The 27,000-nt window shown below is 64.1% G+C and carries 21 protein-coding genes and 7 tRNA genes; 10 read left to right on the top strand and 18 right to left on the bottom strand.

What is annotated here, in order from left to right; all coding sequences use genetic code 11:
• The first annotated feature begins 706 nt into the window (after nt 1-706).
• From NAV27_RS14145 to NAV27_RS14155, 3 genes are all read left to right on the top strand, one after another.
• Nucleotides 707-1,147: a hypothetical protein gene (locus NAV27_RS14145; protein WP_008567607.1), complete on the top strand. Its 441-nt coding sequence runs from the start codon at nt 707-709 to the stop codon at nt 1,145-1,147.
• Nucleotides 1,148-1,184: 37 nt separating this feature from the next.
• A complete protein-coding gene (locus NAV27_RS14150) occupies nt 1,185-1,592 on the top strand; it encodes a hypothetical protein (protein ID WP_008567608.1) in 408 nt (135 codons plus the stop codon).
• 649 nt (nt 1,593-2,241) lie between these two features.
• Nucleotides 2,242-2,439, top strand: a complete 198-nt coding sequence (locus NAV27_RS14155; protein ID WP_008567609.1) for a helix-turn-helix transcriptional regulator — start codon at nt 2,242-2,244, stop codon at nt 2,437-2,439.
• An 11-nt stretch (nt 2,440-2,450) separates the two neighbouring features.
• Here NAV27_RS14155 and NAV27_RS14160 read toward each other — a convergent pair whose 3' ends face one another.
• The 8 genes from NAV27_RS14160 to uvrB all read right to left on the bottom strand — a co-directional run bounded on the left by NAV27_RS14160 (nt 2,451) and on the right by uvrB (nt 8,810).
• Nucleotides 2,451-3,620, bottom strand: coding sequence for a tyrosine-type recombinase/integrase (locus tag NAV27_RS14160; RefSeq protein WP_102828786.1), 1,170 nt, complete (start codon nt 3,618-3,620; stop codon nt 2,451-2,453).
• 300 nt (nt 3,621-3,920) lie between these two features.
• Complete coding sequence (locus tag NAV27_RS14165; RefSeq protein WP_008567612.1) at nt 3,921-4,370, bottom strand: acyl-CoA thioesterase; 450 nt, start codon at nt 4,368-4,370, stop codon at nt 3,921-3,923.
• 213 nt (nt 4,371-4,583) lie between these two features.
• A tRNA-Glu gene (locus tag NAV27_RS14170) sits at nt 4,584-4,659 on the bottom strand.
• 45 nt (nt 4,660-4,704) lie between these two features.
• Nucleotides 4,705-4,780: transfer RNA gene (locus NAV27_RS14175), tRNA-Ala, on the bottom strand.
• 50 nt (nt 4,781-4,830) lie between these two features.
• Nucleotides 4,831-4,906, bottom strand: a tRNA-Glu gene (locus NAV27_RS14180).
• 50 nt (nt 4,907-4,956) lie between these two features.
• Nucleotides 4,957-5,032: transfer RNA gene (locus tag NAV27_RS14185), tRNA-Ala, on the bottom strand.
• A 177-nt stretch (nt 5,033-5,209) separates the two neighbouring features.
• Entirely contained in the window at nt 5,210-6,691 is a 1,482-nt protein-coding gene (gene gltX / locus NAV27_RS14190; RefSeq protein WP_102828785.1) for a glutamate--tRNA ligase, read from the bottom strand.
• A 103-nt stretch (nt 6,692-6,794) separates the two neighbouring features.
• Complete coding sequence (gene uvrB / locus NAV27_RS14195; protein WP_102828784.1) at nt 6,795-8,810, bottom strand: excinuclease ABC subunit UvrB; 2,016 nt, start codon at nt 8,808-8,810, stop codon at nt 6,795-6,797.
• A 210-nt stretch (nt 8,811-9,020) separates the two neighbouring features.
• On the opposite strand from uvrB, the gene NAV27_RS14200 reads away from it, so the two are divergent.
• Together NAV27_RS14200 and NAV27_RS14205 are read left to right on the top strand one after the other, a co-directional pair.
• On the top strand, nt 9,021-10,217 hold the full coding sequence (locus NAV27_RS14200; protein WP_008567616.1) for an amino acid aminotransferase: 1,197 nt from the start codon (nt 9,021-9,023) through the stop codon (nt 10,215-10,217).
• A gap of 100 nt (nt 10,218-10,317) precedes the next feature.
• Nucleotides 10,318-10,393: transfer RNA gene (locus NAV27_RS14205), tRNA-Asn, on the top strand.
• 253 nt (nt 10,394-10,646) lie between these two features.
• Here the strand turns inward: NAV27_RS14205 and NAV27_RS14210 are convergent.
• The 4 genes from NAV27_RS14210 to NAV27_RS14225 form a co-directional block, all read right to left on the bottom strand.
• Nucleotides 10,647-11,009, bottom strand: coding sequence for a VanZ family protein (locus NAV27_RS14210; protein WP_008567617.1), 363 nt, complete (start codon nt 11,007-11,009; stop codon nt 10,647-10,649).
• A 198-nt stretch (nt 11,010-11,207) separates the two neighbouring features.
• The gene (bamJ, locus tag NAV27_RS14215) at nt 11,208-11,966 is read right to left on the bottom strand and encodes a BamJ family beta-barrel-assembly machinery protein (protein WP_102828783.1); all 759 of its coding nucleotides are present in this window, start codon (nt 11,964-11,966) and stop codon (nt 11,208-11,210) included.
• Between the two features lie 259 nt (nt 11,967-12,225).
• Nucleotides 12,226-12,302: transfer RNA gene (locus tag NAV27_RS14220), tRNA-Asp, on the bottom strand.
• Nucleotides 12,303-12,315: 13 nt separating this feature from the next.
• Nucleotides 12,316-12,391: transfer RNA gene (locus tag NAV27_RS14225), tRNA-Val, on the bottom strand.
• 212 nt (nt 12,392-12,603) lie between these two features.
• On the opposite strand from NAV27_RS14225, the gene rdgC reads away from it, so the two are divergent.
• Nucleotides 12,604-13,524 carry a recombination-associated protein RdgC gene (rdgC, locus tag NAV27_RS14230; protein WP_102828782.1) on the top strand — a complete coding sequence of 307 codons (921 nt, stop codon included), beginning with the start codon at nt 12,604-12,606 and terminating at the stop codon, nt 13,522-13,524.
• A gap of 54 nt (nt 13,525-13,578) precedes the next feature.
• Here the strand turns inward: rdgC and NAV27_RS14235 are convergent, their stop codons facing one another.
• From NAV27_RS14235 to NAV27_RS14250, 4 genes are all read right to left on the bottom strand, one after another.
• Nucleotides 13,579-14,940 (bottom strand): MFS transporter, encoded by a 1,362-nt coding sequence (locus tag NAV27_RS14235; protein ID WP_102828781.1) that lies wholly within the window; start codon nt 14,938-14,940, stop codon nt 13,579-13,581.
• Nucleotides 14,941-14,947: 7 nt separating this feature from the next.
• Complete coding sequence (locus tag NAV27_RS14240; RefSeq protein WP_102828780.1) at nt 14,948-15,274, bottom strand: AzlD domain-containing protein; 327 nt, start codon at nt 15,272-15,274, stop codon at nt 14,948-14,950.
• Nucleotides 15,271-15,987, bottom strand: a complete 717-nt coding sequence (locus NAV27_RS14245) for an AzlC family ABC transporter permease (protein WP_102828779.1) — start codon at nt 15,985-15,987, stop codon at nt 15,271-15,273. The genes NAV27_RS14240 and NAV27_RS14245 overlap by 4 nt, the downstream gene beginning before the upstream one ends.
• A gap of 176 nt (nt 15,988-16,163) precedes the next feature.
• Nucleotides 16,164-16,724 carry a GNAT family N-acetyltransferase gene (locus NAV27_RS14250; protein WP_008567624.1) on the bottom strand — a complete coding sequence of 187 codons (561 nt, stop codon included), beginning with the start codon at nt 16,722-16,724 and terminating at the stop codon, nt 16,164-16,166.
• A gap of 279 nt (nt 16,725-17,003) precedes the next feature.
• On the opposite strand from NAV27_RS14250, the gene NAV27_RS14255 reads away from it, so the two are divergent.
• Together NAV27_RS14255 and NAV27_RS14260 are read left to right on the top strand one after the other, a co-directional pair.
• Nucleotides 17,004-20,471, top strand: coding sequence for a hybrid sensor histidine kinase/response regulator (locus tag NAV27_RS14255; protein WP_102828778.1), 3,468 nt, complete (start codon nt 17,004-17,006; stop codon nt 20,469-20,471).
• Nucleotides 20,472-20,544: 73 nt separating this feature from the next.
• Complete coding sequence (locus tag NAV27_RS14260; protein WP_077684009.1) at nt 20,545-21,792, top strand: MgtC/SapB family protein; 1,248 nt, start codon at nt 20,545-20,547, stop codon at nt 21,790-21,792.
• Between the two features lie 6 nt (nt 21,793-21,798).
• Here NAV27_RS14260 and NAV27_RS14265 read toward each other — a convergent pair whose 3' ends face one another.
• Both NAV27_RS14265 and NAV27_RS14270 read right to left on the bottom strand, forming a co-directional pair.
• On the bottom strand, nt 21,799-23,265 hold the full coding sequence (locus NAV27_RS14265) for a DNA recombination protein RmuC (RefSeq protein ID WP_102828777.1): 1,467 nt from the start codon (nt 23,263-23,265) through the stop codon (nt 21,799-21,801).
• 42 nt (nt 23,266-23,307) lie between these two features.
• The gene (locus NAV27_RS14270; protein WP_008567628.1) at nt 23,308-23,661 is read right to left on the bottom strand and encodes a tetratricopeptide repeat protein; all 354 of its coding nucleotides are present in this window, start codon (nt 23,659-23,661) and stop codon (nt 23,308-23,310) included.
• A 549-nt stretch (nt 23,662-24,210) separates the two neighbouring features.
• On the opposite strand from NAV27_RS14270, the gene NAV27_RS14275 reads away from it, so the two are divergent.
• Both NAV27_RS14275 and NAV27_RS14280 read left to right on the top strand, forming a co-directional pair.
• Nucleotides 24,211-26,772: an intermembrane phospholipid transport YdbH family protein gene (locus NAV27_RS14275; RefSeq protein ID WP_102828776.1), complete on the top strand. Its 2,562-nt coding sequence runs from the start codon at nt 24,211-24,213 to the stop codon at nt 26,770-26,772.
• Nucleotides 26,773-26,807: 35 nt separating this feature from the next.
• Nucleotides 26,808-26,999: a YnbE family lipoprotein gene (locus NAV27_RS14280; protein ID WP_008567630.1), complete on the top strand. Its 192-nt coding sequence runs from the start codon at nt 26,808-26,810 to the stop codon at nt 26,997-26,999.
• Nucleotide 27,000 lies beyond the last annotated feature (1 nt).

Below are 27,000 nucleotides of genomic sequence, written 5' to 3' on the forward strand. Positions count from 1 at the left end.
GGTGAAAGTGGCCACAGCCCGCGCCGTTGCTGGGTTTCACACTTTCACCTTACTTGGAAACTGCCCCCCACTTTCACCTCTTCTCCGCCGTGAAGGGTGAAAGTGAACAGTTTCACCGTGGCAACTGAAGGGTGAAAGTAGCTACAGCCCGCGCTGCTGCTGGGTTTCGCACTTTCACCTTACGTGGAAAGTAGCTTCCAGTTTCACCTATCGACCCTTGAAAGGTGAAAGTGGCGGATTTCACCGCGGAAACTGAAGGGTGAAAGTAGCTACAGCCAGCGCCACTGCTGGGCTTCACACTTTCACCTAACCTTGGAAACCGTCCTCCGCTTTCGCCTGGCGTCAGCTTGCTACCGAGCTTCATGCACAAAGTCGTGGCTCCCACGGGAGCCAGAACATTATCGGCAGCGCTGCGAATACAGGGCGTGCAAGTTGGCCGCTTTATGGCTGGGCGCTTGATGAGAGAAGCTGACTGTTCAGCTCGCAGTGGCGCGCTGTTCGAGGCATTGGGCGAGCGGTATCCACGAGCCGAACTGTGCCGGGTGTTTGATGTGCAGCGCAGCAGCGTTTACGAAGCCTGCAAAACGCCGTCGCCGAGTTGATCACAGGCGAATCACCTCACGAACCTGAAGAGTGAAAGTGGCGGGATTTGGGTTCCTTGAAGTTCAGGCGATGCTGAAGGCACCTACATCCAAAGGAGCCAATCATGAATCTGATCATGAACCTCGCCAGCCTCTTCGCCTCAATCATCCAATCCGCCAAACCTGCGTGCACAACAATCATTTACCCCAGCCGGGGAAAGGCGGTATTAGTGCACGACGGCCTGAGCATTCGCCATGAACGCCGGTGGTACCAGCCGCTCGATCCGTTGACAGAGAAAGAAGCGGGCACGCCCGTCGACTTCATGCAGGATCACTCTGGTTGGGCCGATCCGGTCAATCAGAATCAGGCGTCTGCTTTCTTATCCAAAGACTTCGAGCACTTGGAAATCTGTGAGATCAATCCCGCCACAGGCCTTCACATGCTCGATGGCGGTATCGATGTCATAGGCAACCCATACGGCCTGGATCTGATGAGCAGCAGCCAGTCGTTTGGCCACGACATGGGCGACTTCGGCGGCGGTTTTTCTGCCTTCAGTATCGATTGACAGCTGCAGCTGCAACTTTCGCCAAGGAGAATCGCTCATGTCGCCACTTGCACTGGTAGCAAGCCTCACTCTGGCCATTGCCATCGGAATTTCCTGGCTGGTCCTGGCGCTTGATGCACCCATTACGCGACGCAAGCTGGTTCGGCAAATTCCACTGCCCTTGGAGCATCCGGGCTCTGCTCCCTATCGCAAGTCGCCGTCAAGGCTGCGACCGTGGACGGCACTGACGGGGTCCATGCTGATCCTGCTTTCGGGAATGAGCGCCGCAAGTCTCGGCAGACTGGCCATCATGCAACCGTCTGAAGCGACAGCAGTACTCCTGGCCTATCCACTTCTAAAAATCCTCTGGAGCAAGATCATGGGCACGGGGCCAATCGTCTGCGTCGTTCTGGCGGTACCGGGTACCTACTGCATCGTCGTTGGGCTTGGAAGCAAACGATGCTGAACCTGCGTTGCCTTCTGACATCCACTGTGGCAGTGCCATGTTGCGTGAGGCGATTTTTTGTCAAGAAGTCAGCTTCAAGACCGGCCTTGCTGCCATCGAACATCCACTTTGGCAACCCACCATGGTTGCCCCTGAACCAGAAGGACCATCATGGATACGACTGTAGGCAAGCTCCTGATAGCCGTCGGTACGGTGCTGATAGTCGTGGCTGCAGCAGCCGCAATTGGGCTTGTCCTGGCGAGACACCTAGACGGTAAGAATGCCCGAAATCAGTCGGGCAATAAGCCGCCTAATGACGAGTTTCACCGCTAAGCCGGCTGCGCGTCGCATGTGATGTACCGATATGGAGTTGCCTTGATACCGAGGCATAGGTGGCCACAGCCTGGACCGTTGCTGGACACGCTTTTAAACCTACCAAAATCTGGTCAGATAGCACCACAAAAGGGATTTGCAATGCTATTCAATGGGTGTCGGTTATGAGCAAGAGGAAACACCACATGCCGATGTCAGATAATCCCAGCACTAGCGAAGCGCTTCGAGCCAACAACTCGGGCGTGCAGACGCCCACGAGATACCTACTAACCGCCCTCAACATGCATTTAACTAGCCGCCAAGGCATGAAGAAGCATCGCAAGGGGGCGGCGCACTGATGAGCCAGAAACAGCTCGACCGCCTCATCAAGATTGAGGAGGTCATCAGCCAGGTTGGCATGGGTAGGACGAAAATCTACGGCATGCTTCAATTCGAGGAATTCCCAGAACCTATCAAGCTGGGCCGCTACTCGCGCTGGTCTCAGCTTGAGATTCAGGAATGGATTGAGGAACAGAAAGGCAAAAGGGCTGACTAGGCAGCCCTTCTTCACTGACAGTCCAGACAGAAGTCCTGCCACCATCGCATCATTTCGATTCGCTCAGGCAGGTATTGCGCATGGTTATACGCAGCCTTGGTCTGGTTGTCCTCTGCATGGGCCAATTGCAGTTCTATTACCTCACTTCGAAACAGGCCCGACTCATACAAGTGGGTGGAGGCAGTCGCGCGGAAATCGTGACAGGTAAAGCCCTTCATCCCGAGCCGTTCTAGCGCACGGTTGAACGTCGAACCATCCACCGGCTTGTCAGGATGGCGCAGCCCGGGAAACATCAGCCCACGCGCACCGGTAATGGTGTGCAACTCCTTCAGCAACTCGACGGCACGTGACGGCAAAGGCACCAAGTGGCGGCGCCGCTTCTTCATCAGTTCAGGCGGTATATTCCAAAGCGCTGCGTCCAAATCGACATGTTCCCAGCGCCCGCGACGAATCTCTACGGTGCGAAGGAATAGCAACTGCATCAGCTCCAGAGCGATGGTGTTCGTGCGAAAGCCACCATACCCGGCGAGTTCGCGCCGAAACCGTGCCATATCTTCAGGCGACATCGGCCGGCTATGCTGCACCGGGTCACGAACAAACGCTCCGTACAGCGCCGCGGCAGGGTCCGCGTCCGCGCGTAATGTCCGCACTGCATAACGGAACATCTGCGATAGCCAGTTGCACAGAGAGATTGCGTAGTAAGTTGCACCGCGCCTCTCCATCCGTCGTAGACATTCCAGCAGGTGCGCGGACGTAACATCGCGCAATGGCAGCCGACCCACGTAGGGGAACAGGTTCTTGGTGAACGCCCGGGTCAACTGGCCACGGTAGCCGTCAGTGATTCCAGTTTTGCTGCCGATCCACTCCAACGCGACGATCTTGAACGAAGACTGGCCCTCCAACACCTGCCTGGCTCGCGCTGTACGGCGTACATGAGACGGGTGGCGGCCCTGCTTGACCAGAGCACGAGCCTTGTCACGCTCCGCACGGGCATCTGCCAGCCCCATCTCGGGGTACTCACCGAGGGCAAATACATTTTCCTTGCCTTCGATCTTGTACCGGTAGCGCCAGAGCTTGGCACCGGTCGGGCGAATCTCGATGAACAGCCCTCGCTCATCCGAGAGTTTGCGGGGCCTCTCGCCCGGCTTGGCCTGGCGAATCTGGATGTCAGTAAGTGGCATTGCGGGTATCGCTCTCGCTTAAAAGTACCCCGCTTTAATACCCGCCTTTTACTTGACTGGCCCAGCACACCAGCGAACCCCCGTGAACACAAACCGTCCAAGGCCCGCGCCCTGCGCGGATAGTACGAATGTGAAAAAACGATGGAAAACAAGCTGCGCAGTCAATATGGATGATCTTGCGGGACTTGCTCTGGCTCACGGCAGCGGTTTTACCGACGAAAGAAGCGACCGCCACGGTCGATCAACGACGCGGGCGTTGCATCATACGAGCAACGCCGCGTCCGGGCGAGCCTGCTTCGGTCAGAGCCCGAGTGGATAGGGCTCGATCAACGCGCGACCATAGCCTTCAATGAACTCCGCCGGCATGCGCTTCGGCTTGCCGGTGGACATCTCGATGCACACGAACGTGGTCTGCGCGCGCAGCAGCGTCACCCCGTCCGCCGGCCGTACGAGCTGGAAATGCCGCTTCATCTTCAGCCGCTGATCGGACTCGACGATCCAGGTTGCCAGGCAAAGATGATCGCCCTCGTAGGCGGCGGCCAGATAATCGATCTCATGGCGCAGCACCGCCATTGCCCGGTTCAGCCGGCGATAGTCTTCCAGGCCGAGCCCCAGGCTACGCGAATGCTGCCAGGCACAGTTTTCCAGCCAGGACACATAGACCGCGTTGTTGGCATGACCGAGCTCGTCGATATGCTCTGCGCCGACATCCAGCTCGATGACGAACGCATCCGCCAGATCCCACCCCATGATGTTCCCCTTACGTTAACGCTGCGGTGTGCATGAAAGCCCAGTCGGGCCGCGCTGTCACCCCATAGCAAGGCAGCGCGATGCCCTGCCATTCAGCACGCCGAAGTATGCAAAAAAATGATGCACAGACGAGGCGGAGTTTTTTCGACCCCAAAAACAAAAGGGCCACTCCATGATGGAATGACCCCTTGAAGCCCAAGACGGGCAAGAAAATGGCGTCCCCTAGGGGACTCGAACCCCTGTTACCGCCGTGAAAGGGCGGTGTCCTAGGCCACTAGACGAAGGGGACGAAACCTTCGATACGATCCGGCAAATCTGCCGAAGCGCGTGGAATTGGTGGAGCTAGACGGGATCGAACCGTCGACCTCTTGCATGCCATGCAAGCGCTCTCCCAGCTGAGCTATAGCCCCGGATTTAGCGTCTCGCGACGTGCGCTACACAAGGTGTAGCAGCTGGAAAGTGGCGTCCCCTAGGGGACTCGAACCCCTGTTACCGCCGTGAAAGGGCGGTGTCCTAGGCCACTAGACGAAGGGGACGCAAGCCCTTCAAAGGCGACCGATCAAATGACCGGCGTGGCAATCGAGATTGGTGGAGCTAGACGGGATCGAACCGTCGACCTCTTGCATGCCATGCAAGCGCTCTCCCAGCTGAGCTATAGCCCCATCTCGAGGACGGGGCGCATATTAGGGGCGCACCTGGGCAGTGTCAACATTATTTTCGACCGCGCCCCGAAGTTTTTGGCAGCAGGAACAAATACTTATCGCCGACGAATGGCGCCATGCCGCCGCTCTCGCATGCCGCGCCCGTGTGACGGGGCACGGCCTCGAACTGCGCGGCGATCAGCCGATCGTCGCGAGCAGCTTCTCCCACTCCTTGGCTTCTTTCTTCGACGCGCCGCCGAGGAGTTCCAACGCATTACGCAACCGGAAGCGGGTCAGATCCGGCCCGATGATTTCCATGGCATCGAGCACCGACACCGAACTCGCCTGCCCGGTAATCGCCGCGAACATCAACGGCATCACATCGCGCAGCTTGAAACCGAGGTGCTCGGCGACCTGCATGATGCAGCCGGTGATGCGCTCCTTCTCCCAATGCCGCAGCGCCTCCAGCTTCCAGAGGATCAACTGCAGCACCTGCCGTACCTGGGCTTCGTCCAGTTTCTTGTGCGCGAATAGTCCGCTGTCGAGGTTCAGCGCGCCGGAAAAGAAGAAACCAGCCAGCGGTGCGATCTGACTGAAGGTCTCCACGCGCTGCTGCACGTGCGGGGCGATCTTCATCAGGTACTCCGGATTGAACGCCCACTTCTGCACTTCTTCCGCGAAGCGCTCCACCGGCAGCTCGCGCAGCCACTGGCCGTTCAGCCAGGAAAGTTTCTCCAGATCGAAGATCGGCCCGCCCAGCGACACGCGAGTGATGTCGAAGTGGGCGATCATCTCGTCGAGGGTGAACTTCTCGCGCTCGTCCGGCATCGACCAGCCCATGCGCCCCAGGTAGTTGAGCATTGCCTGCGGCAGGAAGCCCATGCGCTGGTAGAAGGTGATCGAGGTGGGATTCTTGCGCTTGGAGAGCTTGCTCTTGTCCGGGTTGCGCAGCAGCGGCATGTAGCAGTTCACCGGCGCTTCCCAGCCGAAATATTCGTACAGCTTGAGCAACTTCGGTGCGGACGGCAGCCACTCCTCGCCGCGCAGCACGTGGGTGATGCCCATCAGATGGTCATCCACCACGTTGGCGAGGAAATAGGTGGGCAGGCCGTCGGCCTTCATCAGCACCTGCATGTCGATGCGGTCCCAACCGATCTCCACCTCGCCACGCAGCATGTCCTTGACCACGCAGTTGCCCTCTTCCGGCACCTTCATGCGCACCACGTGCGATTCGCCAGCGGTGACGCGACGCTGCGCCTCTTCCGGCGCGATGTGCATGCAGTGGCCGTCGTAGCGCGGCGTTTCCTTGTTGGCCATCTGCTCGGCGCGCACCGCATCCAGACGCTCGGCGGAGCAGAAGCACGGGAAGGCGTGGCCCTTGGCGACCAGCTCGTCCGAGTATTTCTTGTAGATCGCGCCCCGCTCGCTCTGCCGGTACGGACCGTGCCGACCGCCGACATCCGGACCCTCGTCCCACTCGATGCCCAGCCAGCGCAGCGCGTCATAGATCTGCTGCTCGGATTCGCGAGTCGAACGCACCTGATCGGTGTCCTCGATGCGCAGGATGAACTGGCCGCCGTGCTGACGCGCGAAGCACAGGTTGAACAGCGCGATATAGGCAGTGCCGACGTGGGGATCGCCGGTCGGAGATGGCGCGATGCGGGTGCGGACCGTGGTCATGGAAGCTCTCGAACGAAAGGACGGACGGAAAATCGAAGGCGCGAATGTTAGCAGGCGCGGCGCCGGCTGCTCCAGTTCGCCCCCGGGCAGCACGGCTGTCGCGCTAGACCTGCAGCAGGCGCTCGCGCAGCTTGTGAATCTCGTCGCGGGCCTCGGCAGCAGCTTCGAACTCCAGGTCGCGCGCCAGCAGCAGCATCTTTTCCTCCAGCTGACGGATGCGCTTGGTGATCTCGCTCGGCGAACGCAGCTTGCTCTCGTAGCGCGCACTCTCCTCCGCGGCCTTGGCCTCGCTGCGCCGTTTGCGGCTGCGCGAGCCGGGCACGGTGGCGCCTTCCAGAATGTCCTGCACATCCTTCTTCACGCCCTTCGGCACGATGCCGTGGGCCTCGTTGAAGGCGATCTGCTTGTTGCGACGGCGCTCGGTCTCGTCGATGGCGCGCTGCATCGAGCCGGTGATGTTGTCGGCGTAGAGAATGGCGCGACCGTTGAGGTTGCGCGCAGCGCGGCCGATGGTCTGGATCAGCGAACGCTCGGAGCGCAGGAAGCCTTCCTTGTCGGCATCGAGGATCGCGACCAACGATACCTCCGGCATATCCAACCCCTCGCGCAGCAGGTTGATCCCCACCAGCACGTCGAAAGTGCCCAGGCGCAGGTCGCGGATGATTTCCACGCGCTCCACGGTATCGATGTCCGAATGCAGATAGCGTACGCGCACGTCATGGTCGCCAAGGTAATCGGTGAGGTCCTCGGCCATACGCTTGGTCAGCGTGGTAACCAGTACGCGCTCTTCCTTGGCCACGCACTTGCGGATCTCGGACAGCAGGTCGTCGACCTGGGTCAGCGCCGGCCGCACCTCGATCTGCGGATCGACCAGACCGGTCGGTCGCACCACCTGCTCGACCACGCGGCCGGCGTGCTCGGCCTCGTATGGCCCGGGCGTGGCGGAAACGAAGATGGTCTGCGGACAGATCGCCTCCCACTCGTCGAAGCGCATCGGTCGGTTATCCAGCGCCGATGGCAGGCGGAAGCCGTACTCCACCAGGGTTTCCTTGCGCGAACGGTCGCCCTTGTACATCGCGCCGACCTGCGGCACCGAGACGTGCGACTCGTCGATCACCAGCAGCGCATTGGGTGGCAGGTAGTCGAACAGCGTCGGCGGCGGCTCGCCCGCCTCGCGTCCGGAGAGGTAGCGCGAGTAGTTCTCGATGCCGTTGCAGTAGCCCAGCTCCATGATCATTTCCAGATCGAAGCGCGTGCGCTGTTCCAGACGCTGCGCCTCCACCAGCTTGTTCTGCCCGCGCAGGTAGTCGAGCCGCTCGCGTAGCTCGTCCTTGATCTTGTCGATGGCACCGAGCAGCGTCTCGCGCGGGGTCACGTAGTGACTCTTGGGGTAGAAGGTGAAGCGCGGCAGCTTGCGGATCACCTCGCCGGTCAGCGGATCGAACGCCGACAGACTCTCCACTTCGTCGTCGAACAGCTCGATGCGCACCGCTTCGAGCTCCGATTCGGCCGGGAACACGTCGATCACGTCACCGCGCACACGGAAGGTCGCGCGGGCGAAATCCATATCGTTGCGCGTGTACTGCAGGCCAGTCAGCCGGCGCAGCAGCTCGCGCTGATCAAGGCGATCGCCGCGATCGACGTGCAGCACCATCTTCAGATAGGACTGCGGATCACCGAGGCCGTAGATGCAGGAGACGGTGGTGACGATGATCGCGTCGGGCCGCTCCAGCAGCGCCTTGGTCGCCGACAGGCGCATCTGCTCGATGTGATCGTTGATCGATGCGTCTTTCTCGATGAAGGTGTCCGACGACGGAACGTAGGCTTCAGGCTGGTAGTAGTCGTAATAGGAAACGAAGTATTCCACCGCATTGTTCGGGAAGAACGCCTTGAATTCGCCATACAGCTGGGCCGCCAGCGTCTTGTTCGGCGCCAGCACCATTGTCGGGCGCTGCACCTGGGCGATGACATTGGCGATACTGAAGGTCTTGCCCGAACCGGTCACCCCCAGCAGCGTCTGGTGCGACAACCCTGCCTCGAGACCCTCGACCATCAGGCGGATGGCCTCCGGCTGATCGCCGGCCGGCTTGAATCGCGTGACCAACTCGAACTTGGACATCTCGCCCCTCTGAAAAAAACATGCTGGACCCCAGGTTCTGCACCCCACCAGCAGGCTGTCGGAGCGCCGGCCGCGCGGGGCAGAAAACCGCTTTAGCATATCGCAGGCTGCAGGAGTGGCCGCTATACTACCGCCCCGTTTGCGCATCCCCCTGCGCGCCAGTGCGGGGGTCGATGTTTCCGCCACTCTTCTCTTTCGAGCCCCCTCACCATGAGTTTGTTCTCTGCTGTCGAAATGGCGCCGCGTGATCCCATCCTCGGCCTCAATGAAGCCTTCAATGCCGACACGCGGCAGAACAAGGTCAATCTCGGTGTCGGCGTCTATTACAACGAAGAAGGCCGTATTCCGCTGCTGCGTGCCGTTGCCGAGGCCGAACAGGCACGCATCGCCGCACATGCACCGCGCGGTTATCTGCCGATCGAAGGCATCGCCGCCTATGACTCGGCAGTACAGAAGCTGCTGTTCGGCAACGATTCGGCACTCCTCGCCGAGGGTCGCGTGGTCACAGCCCAGGCTCTGGGCGGCACCGGCGCACTGAAGGTCGGCGCCGACTTCCTCAAGCGACTGCTGCCCGACGCCACCGTGGCGATCAGCAACCCGAGCTGGGAAAACCATCGCGCGCTGTTCGAATCCGCCGGCTTCCCGGTGCAGAACTACCGTTACTACGACGCCACCACCCACGGTATCGACCGTGCTGGCCTGCTCGCCGACCTGCAGGATCTGCCGGCGCGCTCCATCGTGGTGCTGCACGCCTGCTGCCACAACCCGACCGGCGTCGACCTCACGCTGGAGGACTGGAAACAGATTCTCGACGTGCTGCAGGCACGCGGACACATCCCGTTCCTCGACATCGCCTATCAGGGCTTCGGTGACAGTATCGAGGAAGATGCCGCAGCCGTGCGCCTGTTCGCCGCCTCGGGCATGACCTTCTTCGTCTCCAGCTCGTTCTCCAAGTCCTTCTCGCTGTATGGCGAGCGGGTCGGCGCGCTGTCGATGGTCACCCAGAACCGCGAGGAGTCGGCGCGCGTGCTGTCGCAGGTCAAGCGCGTGATCCGCACCAATTACTCCAACCCGCCAACCCACGGCGCAACCATCGTCGCCTCGGTGCTCAACAGCCCGGAACTGCGCGCCATGTGGGAAGCCGAGCTGGCCGAGATGCGCGAGCGTATCCGCGAGATGCGCCTCAGCATGGTCAAGCAACTGGCCGCCAAGGGCGCGAAGATCGACTTCAGCTTCGTCGCCGCTCAGCGCGGGATGTTCTCCTATTCGGGACTCACGGCCGAACAGGTCGAACGCCTGCGCGCCGAGTTCGGCGTCTACGCCATCAGCACCGGCCGCATCTGCGCCGCCGCGCTGAACCGCAACAATCTGGATATCGTCACCGACGCCATCGTCCAGGTTCTGTAAGGGTCGCCGCGGGCAGGCATATCTTGCCTGCCCGCGGTGTTGCGGGACAGCCCGGAGGGGTTGACTTCTCCTTTCCAAACAGTAGGATACGCACCGTTGTTCCGCGATAGCTCAGTCGGTAGAGCAAATGACTGTTAATCATTGGGTCCCTGGTTCGAGTCCAGGTCGCGGAGCCAAATTCGAAAGCCTCGGTTAAAACCGGGGTTTTTTTGTGTCCGCCGGACTCTCACCAGGGACTGCGTCCCAGGTTATTCGGCCCACGGCCTCACCCCTTCGGGGCCGCGCTGAAGCGCGTTCTGCTAGCGCAGTCGAGTCCAGGTCGCGGAGCCAAATTCGAAAGCCTCGGGTAAAGCCGGGGCTTTTTTATGCCTGACGAAATCGCACCACGGGCTGCGGCCCTGCAAACTCCCGCCCCCGCCGCACCGCTCGTCACTCGGTGAGCGGCTGCTCGGCACGCAGGCGCAGCCAGCTCTGTACCAGCAACGAGCAGCCCCACCCCAGCAACACGCCCAGCACGTTGGCCAACATGTCCCAGCGTGACGCCATGCGATGCGGGAGCAGACCCTGCGTCAACTCGATCAGCAACGCCGCGGCGACTGTGAAACCGAAGCCCCACAGAAACGAAAGCCGGGCAAACGCCAGGCGCAGCGTGAACGCCAGCGCGGCAAACCCGAGCAGGTGATGCAGCTTGTCCTGCTGGTCAAACAACTGCGGCACCGGTTCCGGTCGCAACCCACTTGCCAGCACCACCGCCAGCACAATCAAAAAAGGCAACACACGCAAGTACGACATGGAACAGGGAAGCCCTCTTGATCAAGACCGTGGTCGGTTCGTCCATCCCGCCGTCAACGCAGGAATGGCGACGACCAGGACACAGACCACGGAATATGCATATCGATCAATCAACCGAACGACATTCGATCGACGCGAGCATGAAGCACAAACAAAAACGCCCCACGAGGGGGCGTTTCGGAGGGATGGCTGTTGCGATCACTCTTTGCTGGCAGCATCCGCCGCACCAGCGGGAGCTTCTTCGGCCGCCGGTGCCGCGTCGTCACCCTTGATCCCGAGCAGTTCCAGCTCGAAGACCAGCACCGAGTTGGCCGGAATCAGTGGGCTCGGGCTCTGCTCGCCGTAAGCCAGCTCGCTCGGGATGTAGAGCTTGTACTTCTCGCCGACGTGCATCAGCTGCAGACCTTCGACCCAACCCGGAATCACGCCGCCGACCGGCAGATCGATCGGGCTGCCACGCTTGATCGAGCTATCGAACACGGTGCCGTCGGTCAGGCTGCCCTCGTAATGCACGGTGACGATGTCGTCGGCCGTCGGCTGCGCGCCCTCGGCAGCCTTGATCACTTCGTACTGCAAGCCGGACTCGGTGGTCTTCACGCCGTCGCGCTTGGCATTTTCCTCGAGGAATTTCTTGCCGGACTCGACCGCCTTGGCGTTCATTTCAGCCATGCGCTCTTCCGAACGCTTCTGCAGGAAGGCAAACGCCTCCATCAGCTGCTCGTCGGTCAGCTTCTGTTCCTGCTTGCCGATGGCGTCCTCGATGCCCTGCGCCACTGCCTGCGAGTCGAGATCATCCATCCCCTCCTGCGCCAGGCTCTTGCCCATGTTCAGGCCGATCCCGTAGGAAGCCTTCTGCGCAGGAGTTTCCAGCTTGACACTGGTCTGCGAGTCGCAGCCGGCCAATACCAGGCCAACCAGGGCGACCGCTGATGCCAAACGATGATGTCTCAGTCTCATGCTGTTTCCTTTTTACTCTGGCAGGGACAGGCCCCGAAAAGACGCCGAGCTTAGCAGGCACGCGCAAACACTGGCTACCGCGCACCCTGGCCGGGACAGTAAAGAGAGTGCAAAGAGAGACGTGGGCATCAGCATCGATGCAGAAGCGATCACGGCGACGGAATGTGCTCGCCGAGCAAACGACGGGCATAAAAAAAGCGTCCATCAAGGACGCTTCTTTTAATGCTTCCGGGCGTTCAGTGGACCCATGAAGCAAATATGGCGCAGCGGACGGGACTCGAACCCGCGACCCCCGGCGTGACAGGCCGGTATTCTAACCGACTGAACTACCGCTGCGCTTAACCTCGAGTGGTGGGTGATGACGGGATCGAACCGCCGACCCTCTGCTTGTAAGGCAGATGCTCTCCCGGCTGAGCTAATCACCCTTTGCTCTCGAAGTGGGGCGCATTCTAGAGAGGCATCCGTGCCTTGGCAAGCCCCTTATGAAAAAAAAATTGCAGGCGTTCCAAAGACTTAGGAAAAGCCCGGGTTTGCTGCCGTATTTCCCGTTTGTACAGCCCGCGCCGACCGACAGGGTTGGCCTGTGCTCCGCAGGGAGGAATAATGCGCGCTTTGCTTTCCGGAGAGTCACCCTGCCATGTGGTTTCGCAACCTGCTCGTCTACCGTCTCACCCAGAACGTTCCTTTCGATCCCGAGACACTCGAAACCGCACTCGCCGCCAAGCCTGCCCGCCCCTGCGCCAGCCAGGAACTGAGCACCTATGGCTTCGTCGCGCCGTTCGGCAAGGGCGAGGATGCCCCGCTGGTGCATGCCAGCCAGGGTTTCCTGTTGATCGCCACGCGCAAGGAGGAACGCATCCTGCCGGGCAGCGTGGTCAAGGACGCGCTGAAGGAGAAGGTCGACGAAATCGAGGCCGAGCAGATGCGCAAGGTCTACAAGAAGGAGCGCGACCAGATAAAGGACGAGATCATCCAGGCCTTCCTACCGCGCGCCTTCATCCGCAAGTCCGGCACCTTCGCGGCGATCGACGCCGAGCGCGGCTTGATTCTGGTGAACTCCGCGAGCCCGAAGAAGGCCGAGGACCTGCTGTCGACCCTGCGCGAAGCCATCGGCTCACTGCCGGTGCGACCGCTGACGGTGAAGATCGCGCCCAGCGCCACGCTTACCGAATGGGTCAAAGCGCAGAAGGCGGCCGACGACTTCTTCGTGCTCGACGAATGCGAGCTGCGCGATACCCACGAGGACGGCGGCACGGTGCGCTGCAAGCGTCAGGACCTTACCAGCGACGAGATCCAGCAGCATCTGGAGGCCGGCAAGCAGGTGACCCAGCTGGCGCTGGCCTGGCAGGACAAGCTGTCCTTCGTGCTCGACGACAAGACGGTGATCAAACGCCTGCGCTTCGAGGAACTGCTGCAGGATCAGGCTGAACAGGATGGCGGCGACGACGCCCTCGCCCAGCAGGACGCCAGCTTCCTGCTGATGATGATGACCTTCCGCGAGTTCCTCCCGGCACTGTTCGAGGCACTCGGCGGCGAAGAGATTCCGCAGGGCATCTGAACCGCCCCGCGCGGGCGCGGCGCCGCTGGTCGACAGCGGCAGTTCCCGCCCGCGCTAGTCCCGGCGCACGCGCAAGCGCAGCGCCAACGCACCACCCCGGCGCGGGCCTAGCAGCCAGAGCAGAAACCGCTCGATGAACTCTGGCACCGACAGAAACAGCGCGCCGGTCACCACCAGGCTCAGCAGCGAAACGACGAGAAACAGTTGCGCAATCGTCAGTTGCAACAGCACCAGCAGCACGATGGCCACCAGCGCCGACGCGACCATGAACAGCGCGTTGAGGATGTTGTTCGCCGCCACCACCCGCGAGCGCTCGTGAACCACGCTGCGCGACTGGATCAGCGCATACAGCGGCACGATGTACAACCCGCCGAACATGCCCAACCCGAGAATGTCCGCCAGGATCAGCCAGGCCAACGGCTCGCCCAACAGCGTCAGCCAATCCTGCGTGCCAGCGACCGCCGGAAACGCCGCCGCGTGCCACCACAGCAATAATCCGCACAGGCTCAGACCCAGCGCGCCGAAGGGCACCAGGCCAAGCTCGACGTGATGCCGCGACAACCGCTCGCACAGCAGCGAACCCAGCGCGATGCCCACCGAAAACAGCGTGAGAATTAGCGTCACCACGCTTTCGTCACCGTGCAGCAGCTCCTTGGCGAAGGCCGGAATCTGCGTCAGATAGGTCGCACCGAGGAACCAGAACCAGGAATTGCCGAGCATGGCGTGCGAAACCGCGCGCTGCTGGCCGAGCCCCAGGCGCATCACCCGCCATGACTGGCGCAGCACATTCCAGTCGAGCTTCAACTGCGGCAGCGCCGCCGCGGTCCGCGGAATGCCGAGGCTGGTGAGATAGCCCGCCAGCGCCAGCACCACCACGCTGAGCGACACCAGGGCGACGTAATACTCACTGACCATCAGCAGCCCGGCGCAGAGCGTACCGCCGAGGATCGCCAGGAAGGTGCCCATCTCCACCAGGGCATTGCCGCCCACCAGCTCGTCGTCATCGAGCTGCTGCGGCAGGATCGAGTACTTCACCGGACCGAACAGCGCCGACTGCGTGCCCATGCAGAACAGCACCAGCAGCAGCAACGGCAGATTGCCCAGCAGCAGGCCGCAGGCGCCGGCGAGCATTATCGGAATCTCGGCGAACTTGATGCGGCGAATCAGCCAGGCCTTCTCGAACTTCTCGCCGAACTGCCCGCCCAGCGCGGAGAACAGAAAGAACGGCAGGATGAACAGCAACGCGCAGAGATTGACCAGCAGGCTCTTGTCCGCGCCGCCAGCGAGGCGGAACAGAATCGCCAGAACCAGCGCCTGTTTGAACACGTTGTCGTTGAACGCGCCGAGCAGTTGCGTCAGGAAGAACGGCAGGAAACGCCGCTTGCCGAGCAGGGTGAATTGCGAATGCATGCTCATCGCCGGCTCACAGGGTCAGCTGGCCGAAAGCCCAGCGCAGCAGGAAGAAGCACAGCAGCCCGCCGGCGATGGTCGCCAGCAGGTTGCGCGTCAGCACCGCAATCGCGATCGCCAACACGCCGGCCAGCAGGTAGGCGTTGCGCCAGTGCAACGCCCACTCGCCTTCGCGCAGCAGCATGCCGGGCACCACGATGGCCGTCAGCACCGCCACCGGCACATAGTGCAGCCCCTGCTCCACCAACCGCGGGAAACGCAGGTTCGGCCAGGCGAAGAAGGCATAGCGCGTCAGGAAGGTGATGGCGAGCATGCCGAAGATGAGCAGCCAGGTATTCATAATTCTCCCCGCGCACGCGCGGCCGCTTCGGCGCGCTGCTCCAGCCAGACGCCGACGATGATGCCCGCCAGCGCGGCGGCAATCAGCCCGAGCTTGTAGGGCAACTCCCAGGTCAGCAGCGCGACGATGCCGGCGCACACCGCCGAGGCCACCTGCGGGCGGGTGGTCATCATCGGCACGGCGATACCGATGAAGGTCGCGATCATGGCGAAATCCAGTCCCCAGCTCGCCACATCCGGTACCGCCTGGCCGAACAGCACACCGACCAGCGTGGACAGCTGCCAGTTGACGAACATCGTCAGCGCCGCGCCGAGGAAGAACCAGTGCTTGTGCGGCGAGGCATCGTCACGGGCATAGCGCTGCTGCACCACGGCGAACGCCTCGTCGGTGAGCAGGAAGGCCAGCGGCGCACGCCAGCGGCCCGACAGGTGGCGCACGAACGGCTGCAGCGCCGCGCTGTAGAGCGCATGGCGCAGGTTGACCACGAAGGTGGTCAACAACACCACCGCTGCGCCCACGCCGCCGCTGATCAGAGTCACGGCGATGAACTGCGCCGAACCGGCGAAGACCAGCGCCGACATGCCAAGCGTCTGCCAGAACGACAGGCCCGCGCCAATGGACAGTGTGCCGAAGATGATGCCGAAGGGGATCGCACCGAGCACCAGCGGCAGGATATCGCGACAACCGTGGAGGAACTCTTGCGAACGCGACATCGAATCCCCTGGCGATGACAAGGCACAACGACCGCAGCGACGCTGCGCCGGTCTGGCGAGCGTAGCGGGCAGTCGGGACAGTTGGATGACCGGAGCGACGGTCCGGCAAAGGACGAACCTTACCGCAAAGTCCGCCGCAGGCGCGACGGCCTGCACGCGCCACGCGGGAAGGCAAATCAGCCGAGTGTCAGTTGCGCCTTGAGCGCCGGCCATTCCTGATCGGTGATGCTGTACAGCACGGTGTCGTCGAGCCGGCCGTCGGCGAGCCGCCGATGATTGCGCAGCAGCCCTTCGCGCTGCGCGCCGAGCTTCTCGATGGCGCGCTGCGAGCGCAGGTTGCGCGCCGCCGTCTTCAATTGCAGGCGCACCAGCTGCCAGTCCTCGAACGCGTGGCGCAGCAGCAGTGCCTTGATCGACGCATTCAGGCCGCTACCGTGCTCGGCGCGGTCGAGCCAGGTCCAGCCCAGTTCGGCGGCCGGCAGGCTGGGCATGAAGTCGGCGAAGCGCGTGGTGCCGACGATGCGTTCGGCCAGCCGTACGGTGAACACCACGGCACGCTCTTCGCGCTGCTCGGCCAGCGCATGGCGGTACCAGTCCGGGCGCAGCGGCCCGTTCATGTACATCAGCTCGTCGCGATTCGCTTCGGCCAGCGACACCAGCTGGGGGATGTCGGCTTCGACCATCGGTTCCAGGCGCAAGGCTCCGCGTTGGAGCATGAGCGGACGCGGCGTGAACATGCATGATCTCCCGGTAGTGGACAGGCTGGCCGATGCCAGCCAGATTCAGACAGCGACGCGACGCCAAGTGCACCGCGCAGAGCCGCCGGCGATGCTGCCGCCAGTGCCGTGCCGACCCCATGCGACCTTGGTCGCACCCTGCGACACGGGCTGCACGAATGCTGCGAAACTGCGCCGATTCATCATACTGATTACCCGGCAGCCCCCAGTCTTGAGCGTTCGGCACGTTTGTCGTCGCCGCCCCGCTGGCCTGTCGCTACTTCACTGTTCGGAGCTGGCATGACCCTGTCTGGCGGGCTGATCGCACTGGTCGCCCTCATCTACATGACCATTCTGTTCGCCATCGCCTTCTATGGCGATCGCAAGCGCGAGTCGTCGATGTCGCCGCGTCTGCGAGCATGGGTCTACAGCCTCTCGCTGGCGGTGTACTGCACCAGCTGGACCTTCTTCGGCGCGGTCGGCCAGGCCGCCGAACAACTGTGGGCGTTTCTGCCGATCTACCTGGGCCCGATCCTGCTGCTGCTGTTCGCTCCCCACGTGATCCAGAAGATGATCGTGATCAGCAAGCAGGAGAACATCACCTCGATCGCCGACTTCATCGCCGCCCGCTACGGCAAGTCGCAGCTGCTGGCCGTCGTGGTCACGCTGTTCTGCCTGGTCGGCGTGGTGCCGTACATCGCGCTGCAGCTCAAGGGCATCGTGCTCGGCGTCAACCTGCTGATCGGCACCAACATCGATGCCACCGGCACCGGGACCGGCGACACGGCGCTGATCGTTTCCATCGCCCTGGCGCTGTTCACCATCCTTTTCGGCACACGCAACCTGGACGTCACCGAGCATCACCGCGGCATGGTGCTGGCGATTGCCTTTGAATCGCTGGTCAAACTGCTGGCGTTCCTGGCGGTCGGCGTCTTCGTCACCTTCGGCCTGTTCAACGGCTTCGGCGACCTGTTCAACCACGCCCACGACTCGGCCGAGCTGTCCGATTACTGGGCCGAGACGGTCAACTGGCCGTCGATGCTGGTGCAGACCGCCGTGGCCATGATGGCCATCGTCTGCCTGCCGCGGCAGTTTCACGTCGCGGTGGTGGAGAACATCGAGCCGCGCGACTTCCGACTGGCGCGCTGGGTGTTTCCCATCTATCTGATACTGGCAGCGGTGTTCGTCGTGCCGATCGCCCTGGCCGGACAGGTGCTGCTGCCCGCCGGCATCTCGCCGGATTCCTTCGTCATCAGTCTGCCGCTGGCCGAGGCGCATCCCGGGCTTGCCCTGCTGGCCTTCATCGGTGGCGCCTCGGCCGCTACCGGCATGGTGATCGTTGCCAGCGTGGCACTGTCGACCATGGTCTCCAACGACATGCTGCTGCCCTGGCTGCTGCGCCGCCAGGAAACCGAACAGCCGTTCGAGGCCTTCCGCCATTGGATGCTGTCGGTACGCCGCATCAGCATCGTCGCCATCCTGCTGCTGGCTTACGTCAGCTATCGCCTGCTCGGCCCCAACGCCAGCCTCGCCACCATCGGCCAGATCGCCTTCGCCGCCATCACCCAGCTGGCACCGGCGATGGTCGGCGCGCTGTACTGGAAACAGGCCAACCGTCGCGGCGTGTTCGCCGGCCTCGCCGCGGGCGCGGCGATCTGGTTCTACACGCTGATCCTGCCGCTGCTCGGCTGGCCGCTGGAGATGTTCCCGGGGCTGGTATGGATGTACAGCGGCTCCATCGGCTTCGACATCAGCCCGCTGACGCTGGGCGTCACGCTGTCGCTGATGGGTAACGCGACCCTGTTCTTCTGGGTCTCGATCCTCACCCAGACCCGCGTCGCCGAGCACTGGCAGGCGGGGCGCTTCATCGGCCAGGAGGTCACCTCGCCGAGCAGCAACCGGCGCCTGCTCGCCGTGCAGGTCGAGGACCTGCTGACGCTCGCCTCGCGCTTCGTCGGCGCTGAACGTGCCGAAAGCAGCTTTCAGCGCTTCGCCCGGCGTCATGGCCAGGACTTCTCGCGCCGCCAGCAGGCCGACGGCCAGTGGATCGCACACACCGAGCGGCTGCTCGCCGGCGTGCTCGGCGCCTCCTCCACCCGCGCGGTGGTCAAAGCCGCACTGGAAGGCCGCGACATGCAGGTCGACGACGTGGTGCGCATCGTCGGCGAAGCCTCGGAAGTGCTGCAGTTCAACCGCGCGCTGCTGCAGGGCGCGATCGAGAACATCACCCAGGGCATCAGCGTGGTCGACCAGTCGCTGCGACTGGTGGCCTGGAACCACCGCTACCTCGAGCTGTTCGAGTATCCGGACGGACTGGTGTACATCGGCCGGCCCATCGCCGACATCATCCGCTACAACGCCGAACGCGGCCTGTGCGGCCCGGGCGACCCCGACACCCATGTCGCCAAGCGCCTGTACTGGATGCGTCAGGGCCGCGCGCACACCTCCGAACGGCTGTTCCCCAACGGCCGGGTGGTCGAACTGATCGGCAACCCGATGCCCGGCGGCGGTTTCGTCATGAGCTTCTCGGACATCACCGCCTACCGCGAGGCCGAGCGCGCGCTGAAGGACGCCAACGAGGGTCTGGAACAGCGCGTCAGCGAGCGCACGCAGGAGCTGTCGCAGCTCAACCAGGCGCTGATCGAGGCCAAGAGCACCGCGGAGGCGGCCAACCAGTCGAAGACGCGCTTCCTCGCCGCCGTCAGCCACGACCTGATGCAGCCGCTCAACGCCGCGCGACTGTTCTCCGCTGCCCTCTCCCACCAGCAGAACGCCCTGCCGGAAGAGGCTCAGGAGCTGGTGCGCCACCTCGACAGCTCGCTGCGCTCGGCCGAGGACCTGATCACCGACCTGCTGGACATCTCGCGTCTGGAAGGCGGGCGAATCATGCCGGACCGCAACGCGTTCCCACTCGCCTCGCTGTTCGACACGCTGACCACCGAATTCACGGTGCTGGCGCGCGAACAGGGCGTGGATTTCCGTGTACACGGGAGCCGGCTGCGCATCGACAGCGACATCCGCCTGCTGCGCCGGGTGTTGCAGAACTTCCTGACCAACGCCTTCCGCTACGCCAAGGGCCGCGTGGTGCTCGGCGTGCGTCGCCAGGGCAAGCACCTGCGTCTGGAGGTATGGGATCGCGGCCCGGGCATTCCGAAAGACAAACTGAAGGTGATCTTCGAGGAGTTCAAGCGTCTGGACAGCCACCAGACCCGCGCCGAGAAAGGCCTGGGCCTGGGGCTGGCGATCGCCGACGGCCTGTGCCAGGTACTGCACCATCCGCTGGAGGTCCGCTCCTGGCCGGGCGTGGGCAGCGTGTTCAGCGTGACCGTGCCGATCGCCCAGAACGCCAAGCCACGCCAGGTGAAAGGACCTCGCGACGTCCAGCACACCGCGCTGACCGGCACCCAGGTGTTGTGCATCGACAACGAGGACAGCATCCTGATCGGCATGAACAGCCTGCTGACGCGCTGGGGCTGCCAGGTCTGGACCGCGCGTGACCGCGCCGAATGCGAAAGCCTGCTGGCAGAGGATGTGCGTCCGCAGCTGGTGCTGGTCGACTATCACCTCGATCACGGCCAGACCGGCACCGAGCTGATGGCCTGGCTGCGCACCCGCCTCGGCGAGCCGATACCGGGCGTGGTGATCAGCGCCGACGCACGCCCCGAACTGGTGGCGGAAATCCACGCCAGCGGCCTGGATTTCCTCGCCAAACCGGTGAAGCCCGCTGCCCTGCGTGCGCTGATGAGCCGTCACCTCACGCTTAACTGAGGCCGCGCGCGGGCAGCTCTCGCCGGCCGCCGCGGTTACACTGATGGCCGTTTGCTGCAACGGCCAGGTAGCCATGAACTCCGAACTTCTACTCAACCTCGCCACCGCACTGGGTGTCGGCCTGCTGATCGGCACCGAACGCGACTGGAACAATCGCCAGCAGGCTGGTGGCGAACTGGTCGCCGGGCTGCGCACCTTCGGCCTCGGCGGCCTGCTCGGCGGACTAGCGGCGCTGGGCGTGACGCATTTCGGCGCGACGGTGTGGATCGCCCTGTTCGTCATGTTTGCCCTGCTGGTGATCGTCGGCTACCTGCTCGACGCGCAACGCAGCGGCGACCACGGCATGACCACCGAAGTGGCGCTGCTGGTGACCTTCCTGCTCGGCAGCCTGGCGGTAGCCGAAAGCCGCCTGCTGGCGGCCTCGTTCGCCATCGTGGTGGCTTTGCTGCTAAGCCTGAAGGCGCGCCTGCACGGCGCCCTGCAGCAACTCAACGAGGCAGAGCTGGGTGGCGCACTGAAGCTGCTGTTCATCTCCGTGGTGCTGCTGCCGGCGCTGCCCAACCAGGGCTATGGTCCCTGGCAGGCGCTCAATCCGTACACCACCTGGCTGATGGTGGTGCTGATCACCGGCATCGGCTTCGCCGCCTACGTGGCGATCCGCCTGTTCGGCGCCCGCCACGGCCTGCTGGTCACAGCGATACTCGGCGGTATGGTGTCGTCCACGGCGATGACGCTGACCCTGGCCCGGCTGGATACCCCCAAGCTGCGCTGCGCGCTGGCGGCCGGGCTGCTGGCCACCTCGGCGCTGATGTTTCCGCGCGTGCTGCTGGAGGTCGGCGTGGTCAACGCGGCGTTGCTGCCGTCCCTGCTGGCGCCGATGCTGACGGCGGGTGGCATTTATGCCGGCGGCGCGCTGGTGTACTACCTGCGCGCTGCTCAGCAACCGGACATCAACACCGAGCCGCCACTGAAGAACCCCTTCGAGCTCGGCCCGGCACTGCGCTTCGCTGCGCTGCTGGTGGCGATCCTGGTGATGGTCGAAGGGGCTCGCCGTTGGCTGGGCGATATCGGCGTCTACCTGGTCGCCCTGCTCTCCGGGATGAGCGACGTGGATGCGATCACCCTGTCCCTCGCCAACAGCGCGCAGGCCGACCTCGATGCGCATATCGCCGTACGCGGGATCTTCCTCGCGGCGCTGAGCAACAGCCTGGTCAAGGCCGTGCTGATCGCCCTCGTCGGCGGTCGGGCACTCGCCCTGCGCACCGTGCCGGTGATGCTGGGCGGCCTGCTCTGCGGTCTGGCAGTGCTGATGCTGGTGTGAACGGCGCTATTCGCCCGTCTCGCCCAAGGCTCCGGCACGTTCCAGCCAGTCGCCCGGCAGGCGCTTGCTCGCCCGGGCGCCCAGCGCCTTCAGCTGTTCGGCGCGCCCGACCAGATTGCCCCGCCCCTCGGTGAGCTTGCCGCGCGCGGCGAGATAGGCCCGGTCGAGCTGCTGCAGGCGGCTGCCGACCTCGTCCAGATCCTGCAGGAAGGCGGTGAACTTGTCGTACAGCGCCCCGGCCTTCTCGGCGATCTCGCGCGCGTTCTGATTCTGCCGCTCCTGCCGCCAGAGACTGTCGATGACCCGCAGCGTGGCCAGCAGCGTGGTCGGGCTGACGATCACCACGTGCCGCCCGAACGCCTCCTGGAACAACTCGGGATCAGCCTGCAGCGCGGCAGCGAACGCCGCTTCGATCGGCACGAACAGCAGCACGAAATCCAGGCTCTGCAAGCCCTCCAGCCGCTGGTAATCCTTGAGCGAAAGCCCCTTGAGGTGATTGCGCAGCGACTGTACATGCTGCTTGAGCGCCAGCGCCCGACTGTTCTCGTCTTCGGCACAGGTCAGCGCCTGGTAGGCGGTCAGGCTGACCTTGGCGTCGACCACCACCTGCTTGTCGCCCGGCAGCCGGATCAGCACGTCCGGCTGGAAGCGCTCGCCATCGGCGCTCTTCAGGCTGACCTGCGTATGGTATTCGCGGCCTTTCTCCAGGCCGGCGTGTTCCAGCACCCGCTCGAGCACCAGTTCGCCCCAGTTGCCCTGGGTCTTCTGCCCTTGCAGCGCACGAGTGAGATTGGTCGCCTCGTCGCCGAGGCGCTGGTTGAGCTGCTGCAGCCGCTCCAGCTCGCGTGCCAGCGAGAAGCGCTCGCGCGCCTCGCTCTGGTAGCTCTCCTCGACACGCTTCTCGAACGCCTGGATGCGCTCCTTCAGCGGATCGAGCAGCTGGCCGAGACGTTCATGGCTGGTGTCGGCGAAGCGCTGCTCGCGCTCGTCGAAGATTCTCCCGGCCAGCTCGGCGAATTGCGCACGCAGCTCATCGCGCGCTGCCTGCAGGTCCTGCAGGCGCTGCTGATGCGCCGCCTGCTGCTCACGCAGCTCCGCGGTAACCGCCGCATGCGCCGCGCTCAGGCGGAGCAGTTCGGCCTGCTGGGCGTCACGCTCGGCCTGCAGTTCGTCGAGGCGGTCGCGGTCGTCGCCATGACGGCTCTGCAGCCACTGCGCCTCGCGCCGCAGCGCCGCGAGTTCGGCCTGCTGCGCGGCCTTGATCTCCTGCAGATCGGCCTGTTCCAGCCGGACGCTTTCCAGCTGCGCGCTCAGCCCTTCCTGTGCCAGCGCGGCCTGAGTCAGCCGCTCGTCGAGCAGAGCCCGCGCAGCCTCGGCCGCCGACAAGCGGCGCTGCAGATAGAACGCAGCGACTATCGCGCAGACGCCAACGAACGCCAGCCCGGCCAGCAGGAAATCGGAATCGAGAGACATGAAGGGCTCCGGCAAAATGCCGGGCAGTATAGCGAGCGGCCGTCAGGCGCGCTGCGACAGGCGCTGAAGCCAGCGGGCAGCATCCTGCGAGCCCTGCGCCGCGGCCTGCTCCAGCCAGAGCCGGGCCTTGGCCGGCTCGCGGTGCTGCGGTTGGCAGTACAGCCGTCCCAGCTCCAGCTGAGCCTGGCAGTCGCCCGCGCGAGCAGCCTGGCGCAGCAGCTCGAAACCGATGCGTCGGTCGCGCTGGCTATCGCAATCCCGGCAGAGCAACTGCCCCAGGCGGCTCTGCGCCTCGATCACGCCTTCGCGCGCCGGCTGCTTGAGCAGCCGCCCGGCGATCCGTTTGACGCCGACGGCGCGCCCCAGGCGCTCGCTGTCGAGCAGCCAGACGGCCATGCGCACCGGTAGCGGCGAGCCGGCAGAAGGAACGGTGGTAGGACGCATCGTCATGGATCGAGGGCGCGGCAGAGGATGAGGGCGCGCACTCTACACCTTTTTACCGAGAGTTGAAGTCTTGCCAAAACCGGCAAAACACGATCTAGATCACGTTCTGTTTTTCATCCACAGAACCTGTGGATAAGTCGGTGGACAATCGGCGAACAACTCTCCGCAAGCCCGGTGTTTCGGGGCCTGCGGTTAAACTGGCGGTTTTTTCACCACCAAAAATTATCCTTTAATTTCAATCAGTTACGCTCAATCCCAGCTAGCACGCGGGTTTGCGACAGTTTGTCATAAGCGCTTGACAAAGCCGCCAGGCGAATGTGCACAAGTCTGCCGGGACGGGCTGCAAGAGCCTTGGCGCAAGGGTTTGCGCGGCCCCGGCAGATCGCTATGCGGGAACTTTTCCGCACCCGCCCGGTCCCGCGGCGCACAACGCCGGCGGTACGATTGCATACACCTTTTGCGGCTATGCTGTGCCGTCGGAATGAGCACGGATCGGGAGCAATGAGCACAAGGCGCAAGCGCTGGCTCTGGTTGTCGCTGGGCCTGCTGCTACTGGTCGGCGCGGCATTCATCTATGCCCAGTATCGCTGGCAGCAGCTGGCGCGGGCGCAGGGCATCGAAACCCTGCATTGGCAGGGTCTGGCGCTCGCGCGCGACGGATTGTCGCTGCAGCACCTCTCCTATACCCAGCAGACGAGTGGCGGCGGCCGACTCACGCTGCGCGCCGAAGGCGTTTCGCTGCGATTGACCGATCTGTTACGCGGCCAGCCCCCGCAAGCGCTGGAAATCGCCCAGCTCGAGCTGGACTGGCAAGCGCCTGCATCCACTTCACCGGCAACAGCGGACACCGCGCCGAGCGCCGCGCTACTGCGCCGCTGGGCCGCCTGGCTGCCGCGCACGTTGACCATCAACGACCTGCAGCTGCGCCTGCCCTGCGCCAGCGGGACCTGTCAGGAACAGGCGCGCCTGCGTCTACAGCACGCCGGTGCCGAGCTGCTGCCGCTGAATGGCGAGCTGACGCTGTCGCGTGGCGATCATCGGGCGACGCTGTTGATCGAGGCCACCGCCGAAGGCGCCGCGATCCGCGCGCAGGGACGGTTGCTGCTCGACGATCAGCCACGCCTGAGTCTCGACAGCCAGGCGACGCACGACGACACGCAGCAGCACTGGCGCGGCTCGCTGGCCCTGAGCGGCCTGCCCGAGGCGCCCTGGGTGCTGGAATGGCTCGGCACTTGGCTGGAGTACGACCCCGCAACGCTCGGCGAGCTGCCCAGCGACATGCGTCTCGGTGCCGGCTGGGCGCTGTCACGGCCGGCGACCGCTGCCCTGGCCGACTGGCGCCAGCTGAGCGGTGAGCTGCAGCTGTCGACCGATCTGCCGCTGTTCTGGCCACTGCTCGACCTCGGCGAGCTGCGCGGCCGGCTCGACCTCGGCGCACGCGCCAGCGCTGGCCTCTGGCTGCCAACTTCATTGACCGCCGATCTGCAGATGCGCCCCGGCGCGCGGCTGCTGCAAACGCTGCCTGAAACGCTGCGGCCGGACCTGCTGCGCCTGGCCATCACGCCTGCCGGCAACGCACCGCCCGGCGCCCCACTGACGCTGCAGCTGCGGCTGGAAGGCGAAGGCGCCAGCCCGGCTACCCTGCAGGCGCAACTGCAGGTCGAGACCGGCGCAGCGGAGCCCGGCATCGTCGTAGAGAACGCGCGCCTGCAACTGCGCAGCCCGCACCTCGCGCAGGCGCCGTTCGATCTGCGCAACCTGCAGGCCGACCTGCGCCTGCACGGGCGCATCGCTGCGGCGCACAGCGAGCTAAGCCTCGCGGCAAACTCGCGTCTGCGCATCGAGCGACTGGCCGCCGGTACGCTGCTGGCGCAACAGCTCGACGCCGAACTCGACGGCCTGCAACTGCAGTTCGGCGCCACTGCCGACACCACCCCGCAACTACGTCTGTACGGCCCCGCCAGTCTGCGACTGGCACGCCTGCAGCAGCCGCAGCTGGTCGCCCAGGGCTGGCAATGGAACGGTCGGCTCGACCTCGACGCCAATCACCTGCACGCCAGCGGCGCGCTGGGCAATGCCGCCGGGCTGGCGCTCGACATCGAGCTGGAGCAGGCCTGGAACGGCGCGCTGCAGATCGACGGCAAGCTGCCGGAGGTATTTCTGCGCGCCGGCAATCCGCTCGCCGGCACCCTGGCCGATTGGCCCACGCTGCTGCAGCTCGACAGCGGCCGGCTGCAGGCGGACGGCCGCCTGACCGTGCCCGCCGGCAAGGCGCCGCTTGCGGCCAGCCTGGCACTGCGTGGCAACGGGCTGGCGGGCATCTACGACCGTACCGAGCTGAGCGGCCTGGACCTCCGGCTCGCGCTGAGCCTGGCGCGCCAGCAGCTGCGCCTGGAACTTCCCGAGCTACAGCTGCAGCGCGCCAATCCTGGCTTCGAATTCGGCCCGCTGCGCCTGCGCGGCGACTATCAGGCCGACCTCGCGCAACCGGCGCAGGGCCGGCTCAGCTGGCAACTGGCGGAAACCCGCCTGTTCGATGGCCGCCTGTGGCTGCAGCCCGGCAACCTCGACCTCGCCGGCCAGCCGCAGCCGCTACAGGCCCGTCTGGAAGGCCTGCAGCTGCCGGCGCTGCTGGCTGCCTATCCGACCGAAGGGCTGAGCGGCAGCGGCATCCTCGACGGCAGCCTGCAGCTGCGCTACCTGTCCGCGGGGCTGGTGATCGACGATGGTGAGCTCGCCGCGCGGGCGCCGGGTGGCTTGCTGCGCTTCCGGTCGCCGAAGATCGATGCCCTCGGTCAGGCCAATCCGGCGATGAAGATCGTCGCCGACGCCCTGCACGACTTCCATTACGATCTGTTAGCCAGCGACGTCCGCTATGATGCCAACGGCAAGCTGGACCTCGGATTGCGTCTGCACGGCCGCAATCCGGGTCTGGAAGGCGGCCGGCCGATCAACTTCTCGATCAACCTCGAAGAGGACATCCCGGCGCTGCTGACCAGTCTGCAACTGAGCGACCGGGTCAGCGAAACCATTCAACGGCGGGTGCGCGAACGTCTCCAGTGAGGCGCGGCAGCCGCGATACCACAGGAGAAGTCGCCATGCGCGCGCACCATCCGCCGATCCTCCTGACGCTGGTCCTGCTCGCCAGTGCCTGCACGCCCCGCGTGGAGCTGGCCGTGCCGAACGAGCCGATCAACATCAACCTGAACGTGAAGATCGAGCACGAGATCTACATCAAGGTCGACAAGCAGCTCGATTCGATCATCAACGAAGACAGCGGACTGTTCTGAG

The sequence above is a fragment of the Stutzerimonas degradans genome, assembly GCF_024448505.1.
Classification (GTDB): domain Bacteria; phylum Pseudomonadota; class Gammaproteobacteria; order Pseudomonadales; family Pseudomonadaceae; genus Stutzerimonas; species Stutzerimonas degradans.

Coding starts and splice junctions, on each gene's coding strand:
- NAV27_RS14145 (WP_008567607.1), top strand. CDS start 707: ATGAATCTGATCATGAACCTCGCCAGCCTCTTCGCCTCAATCATCCAA.
- NAV27_RS14150 (WP_008567608.1), top strand. CDS start 1,185: ATGTCGCCACTTGCACTGGTAGCAAGCCTCACTCTGGCCATTGCCATC.
- NAV27_RS14155 (WP_008567609.1), top strand. CDS start 2,242: ATGAGCCAGAAACAGCTCGACCGCCTCATCAAGATTGAGGAGGTCATC.
- NAV27_RS14160 (WP_102828786.1), bottom strand. CDS start 3,620: ATGCCACTTACTGACATCCAGATTCGCCAGGCCAAGCCGGGCGAGAGG.
- NAV27_RS14165 (WP_008567612.1), bottom strand. CDS start 4,370: ATGGGGTGGGATCTGGCGGATGCGTTCGTCATCGAGCTGGATGTCGGC.
- gltX (WP_102828785.1), bottom strand. CDS start 6,691: ATGACCACGGTCCGCACCCGCATCGCGCCATCTCCGACCGGCGATCCC.
- uvrB (WP_102828784.1), bottom strand. CDS start 8,810: ATGTCCAAGTTCGAGTTGGTCACGCGATTCAAGCCGGCCGGCGATCAG.
- NAV27_RS14200 (WP_008567616.1), top strand. CDS start 9,021: ATGAGTTTGTTCTCTGCTGTCGAAATGGCGCCGCGTGATCCCATCCTC.
- NAV27_RS14210 (WP_008567617.1), bottom strand. CDS start 11,009: ATGTCGTACTTGCGTGTGTTGCCTTTTTTGATTGTGCTGGCGGTGGTG.
- bamJ (WP_102828783.1), bottom strand. CDS start 11,966: ATGAGACTGAGACATCATCGTTTGGCATCAGCGGTCGCCCTGGTTGGC.
- rdgC (WP_102828782.1), top strand. CDS start 12,604: ATGTGGTTTCGCAACCTGCTCGTCTACCGTCTCACCCAGAACGTTCCT.
- NAV27_RS14235 (WP_102828781.1), bottom strand. CDS start 14,940: ATGAGCATGCATTCGCAATTCACCCTGCTCGGCAAGCGGCGTTTCCTG.
- NAV27_RS14240 (WP_102828780.1), bottom strand. CDS start 15,274: ATGAATACCTGGCTGCTCATCTTCGGCATGCTCGCCATCACCTTCCTG.
- NAV27_RS14245 (WP_102828779.1), bottom strand. CDS start 15,987: ATGTCGCGTTCGCAAGAGTTCCTCCACGGTTGTCGCGATATCCTGCCG.
- NAV27_RS14250 (WP_008567624.1), bottom strand. CDS start 16,724: ATGTTCACGCCGCGTCCGCTCATGCTCCAACGCGGAGCCTTGCGCCTG.
- NAV27_RS14255 (WP_102828778.1), top strand. CDS start 17,004: ATGACCCTGTCTGGCGGGCTGATCGCACTGGTCGCCCTCATCTACATG.
- NAV27_RS14260 (WP_077684009.1), top strand. CDS start 20,545: ATGAACTCCGAACTTCTACTCAACCTCGCCACCGCACTGGGTGTCGGC.
- NAV27_RS14265 (WP_102828777.1), bottom strand. CDS start 23,265: ATGTCTCTCGATTCCGATTTCCTGCTGGCCGGGCTGGCGTTCGTTGGC.
- NAV27_RS14270 (WP_008567628.1), bottom strand. CDS start 23,661: ATGGCCGTCTGGCTGCTCGACAGCGAGCGCCTGGGGCGCGCCGTCGGC.
- NAV27_RS14275 (WP_102828776.1), top strand. CDS start 24,211: ATGAGCACAAGGCGCAAGCGCTGGCTCTGGTTGTCGCTGGGCCTGCTG.
- NAV27_RS14280 (WP_008567630.1), top strand. CDS start 26,808: ATGCGCGCGCACCATCCGCCGATCCTCCTGACGCTGGTCCTGCTCGCC.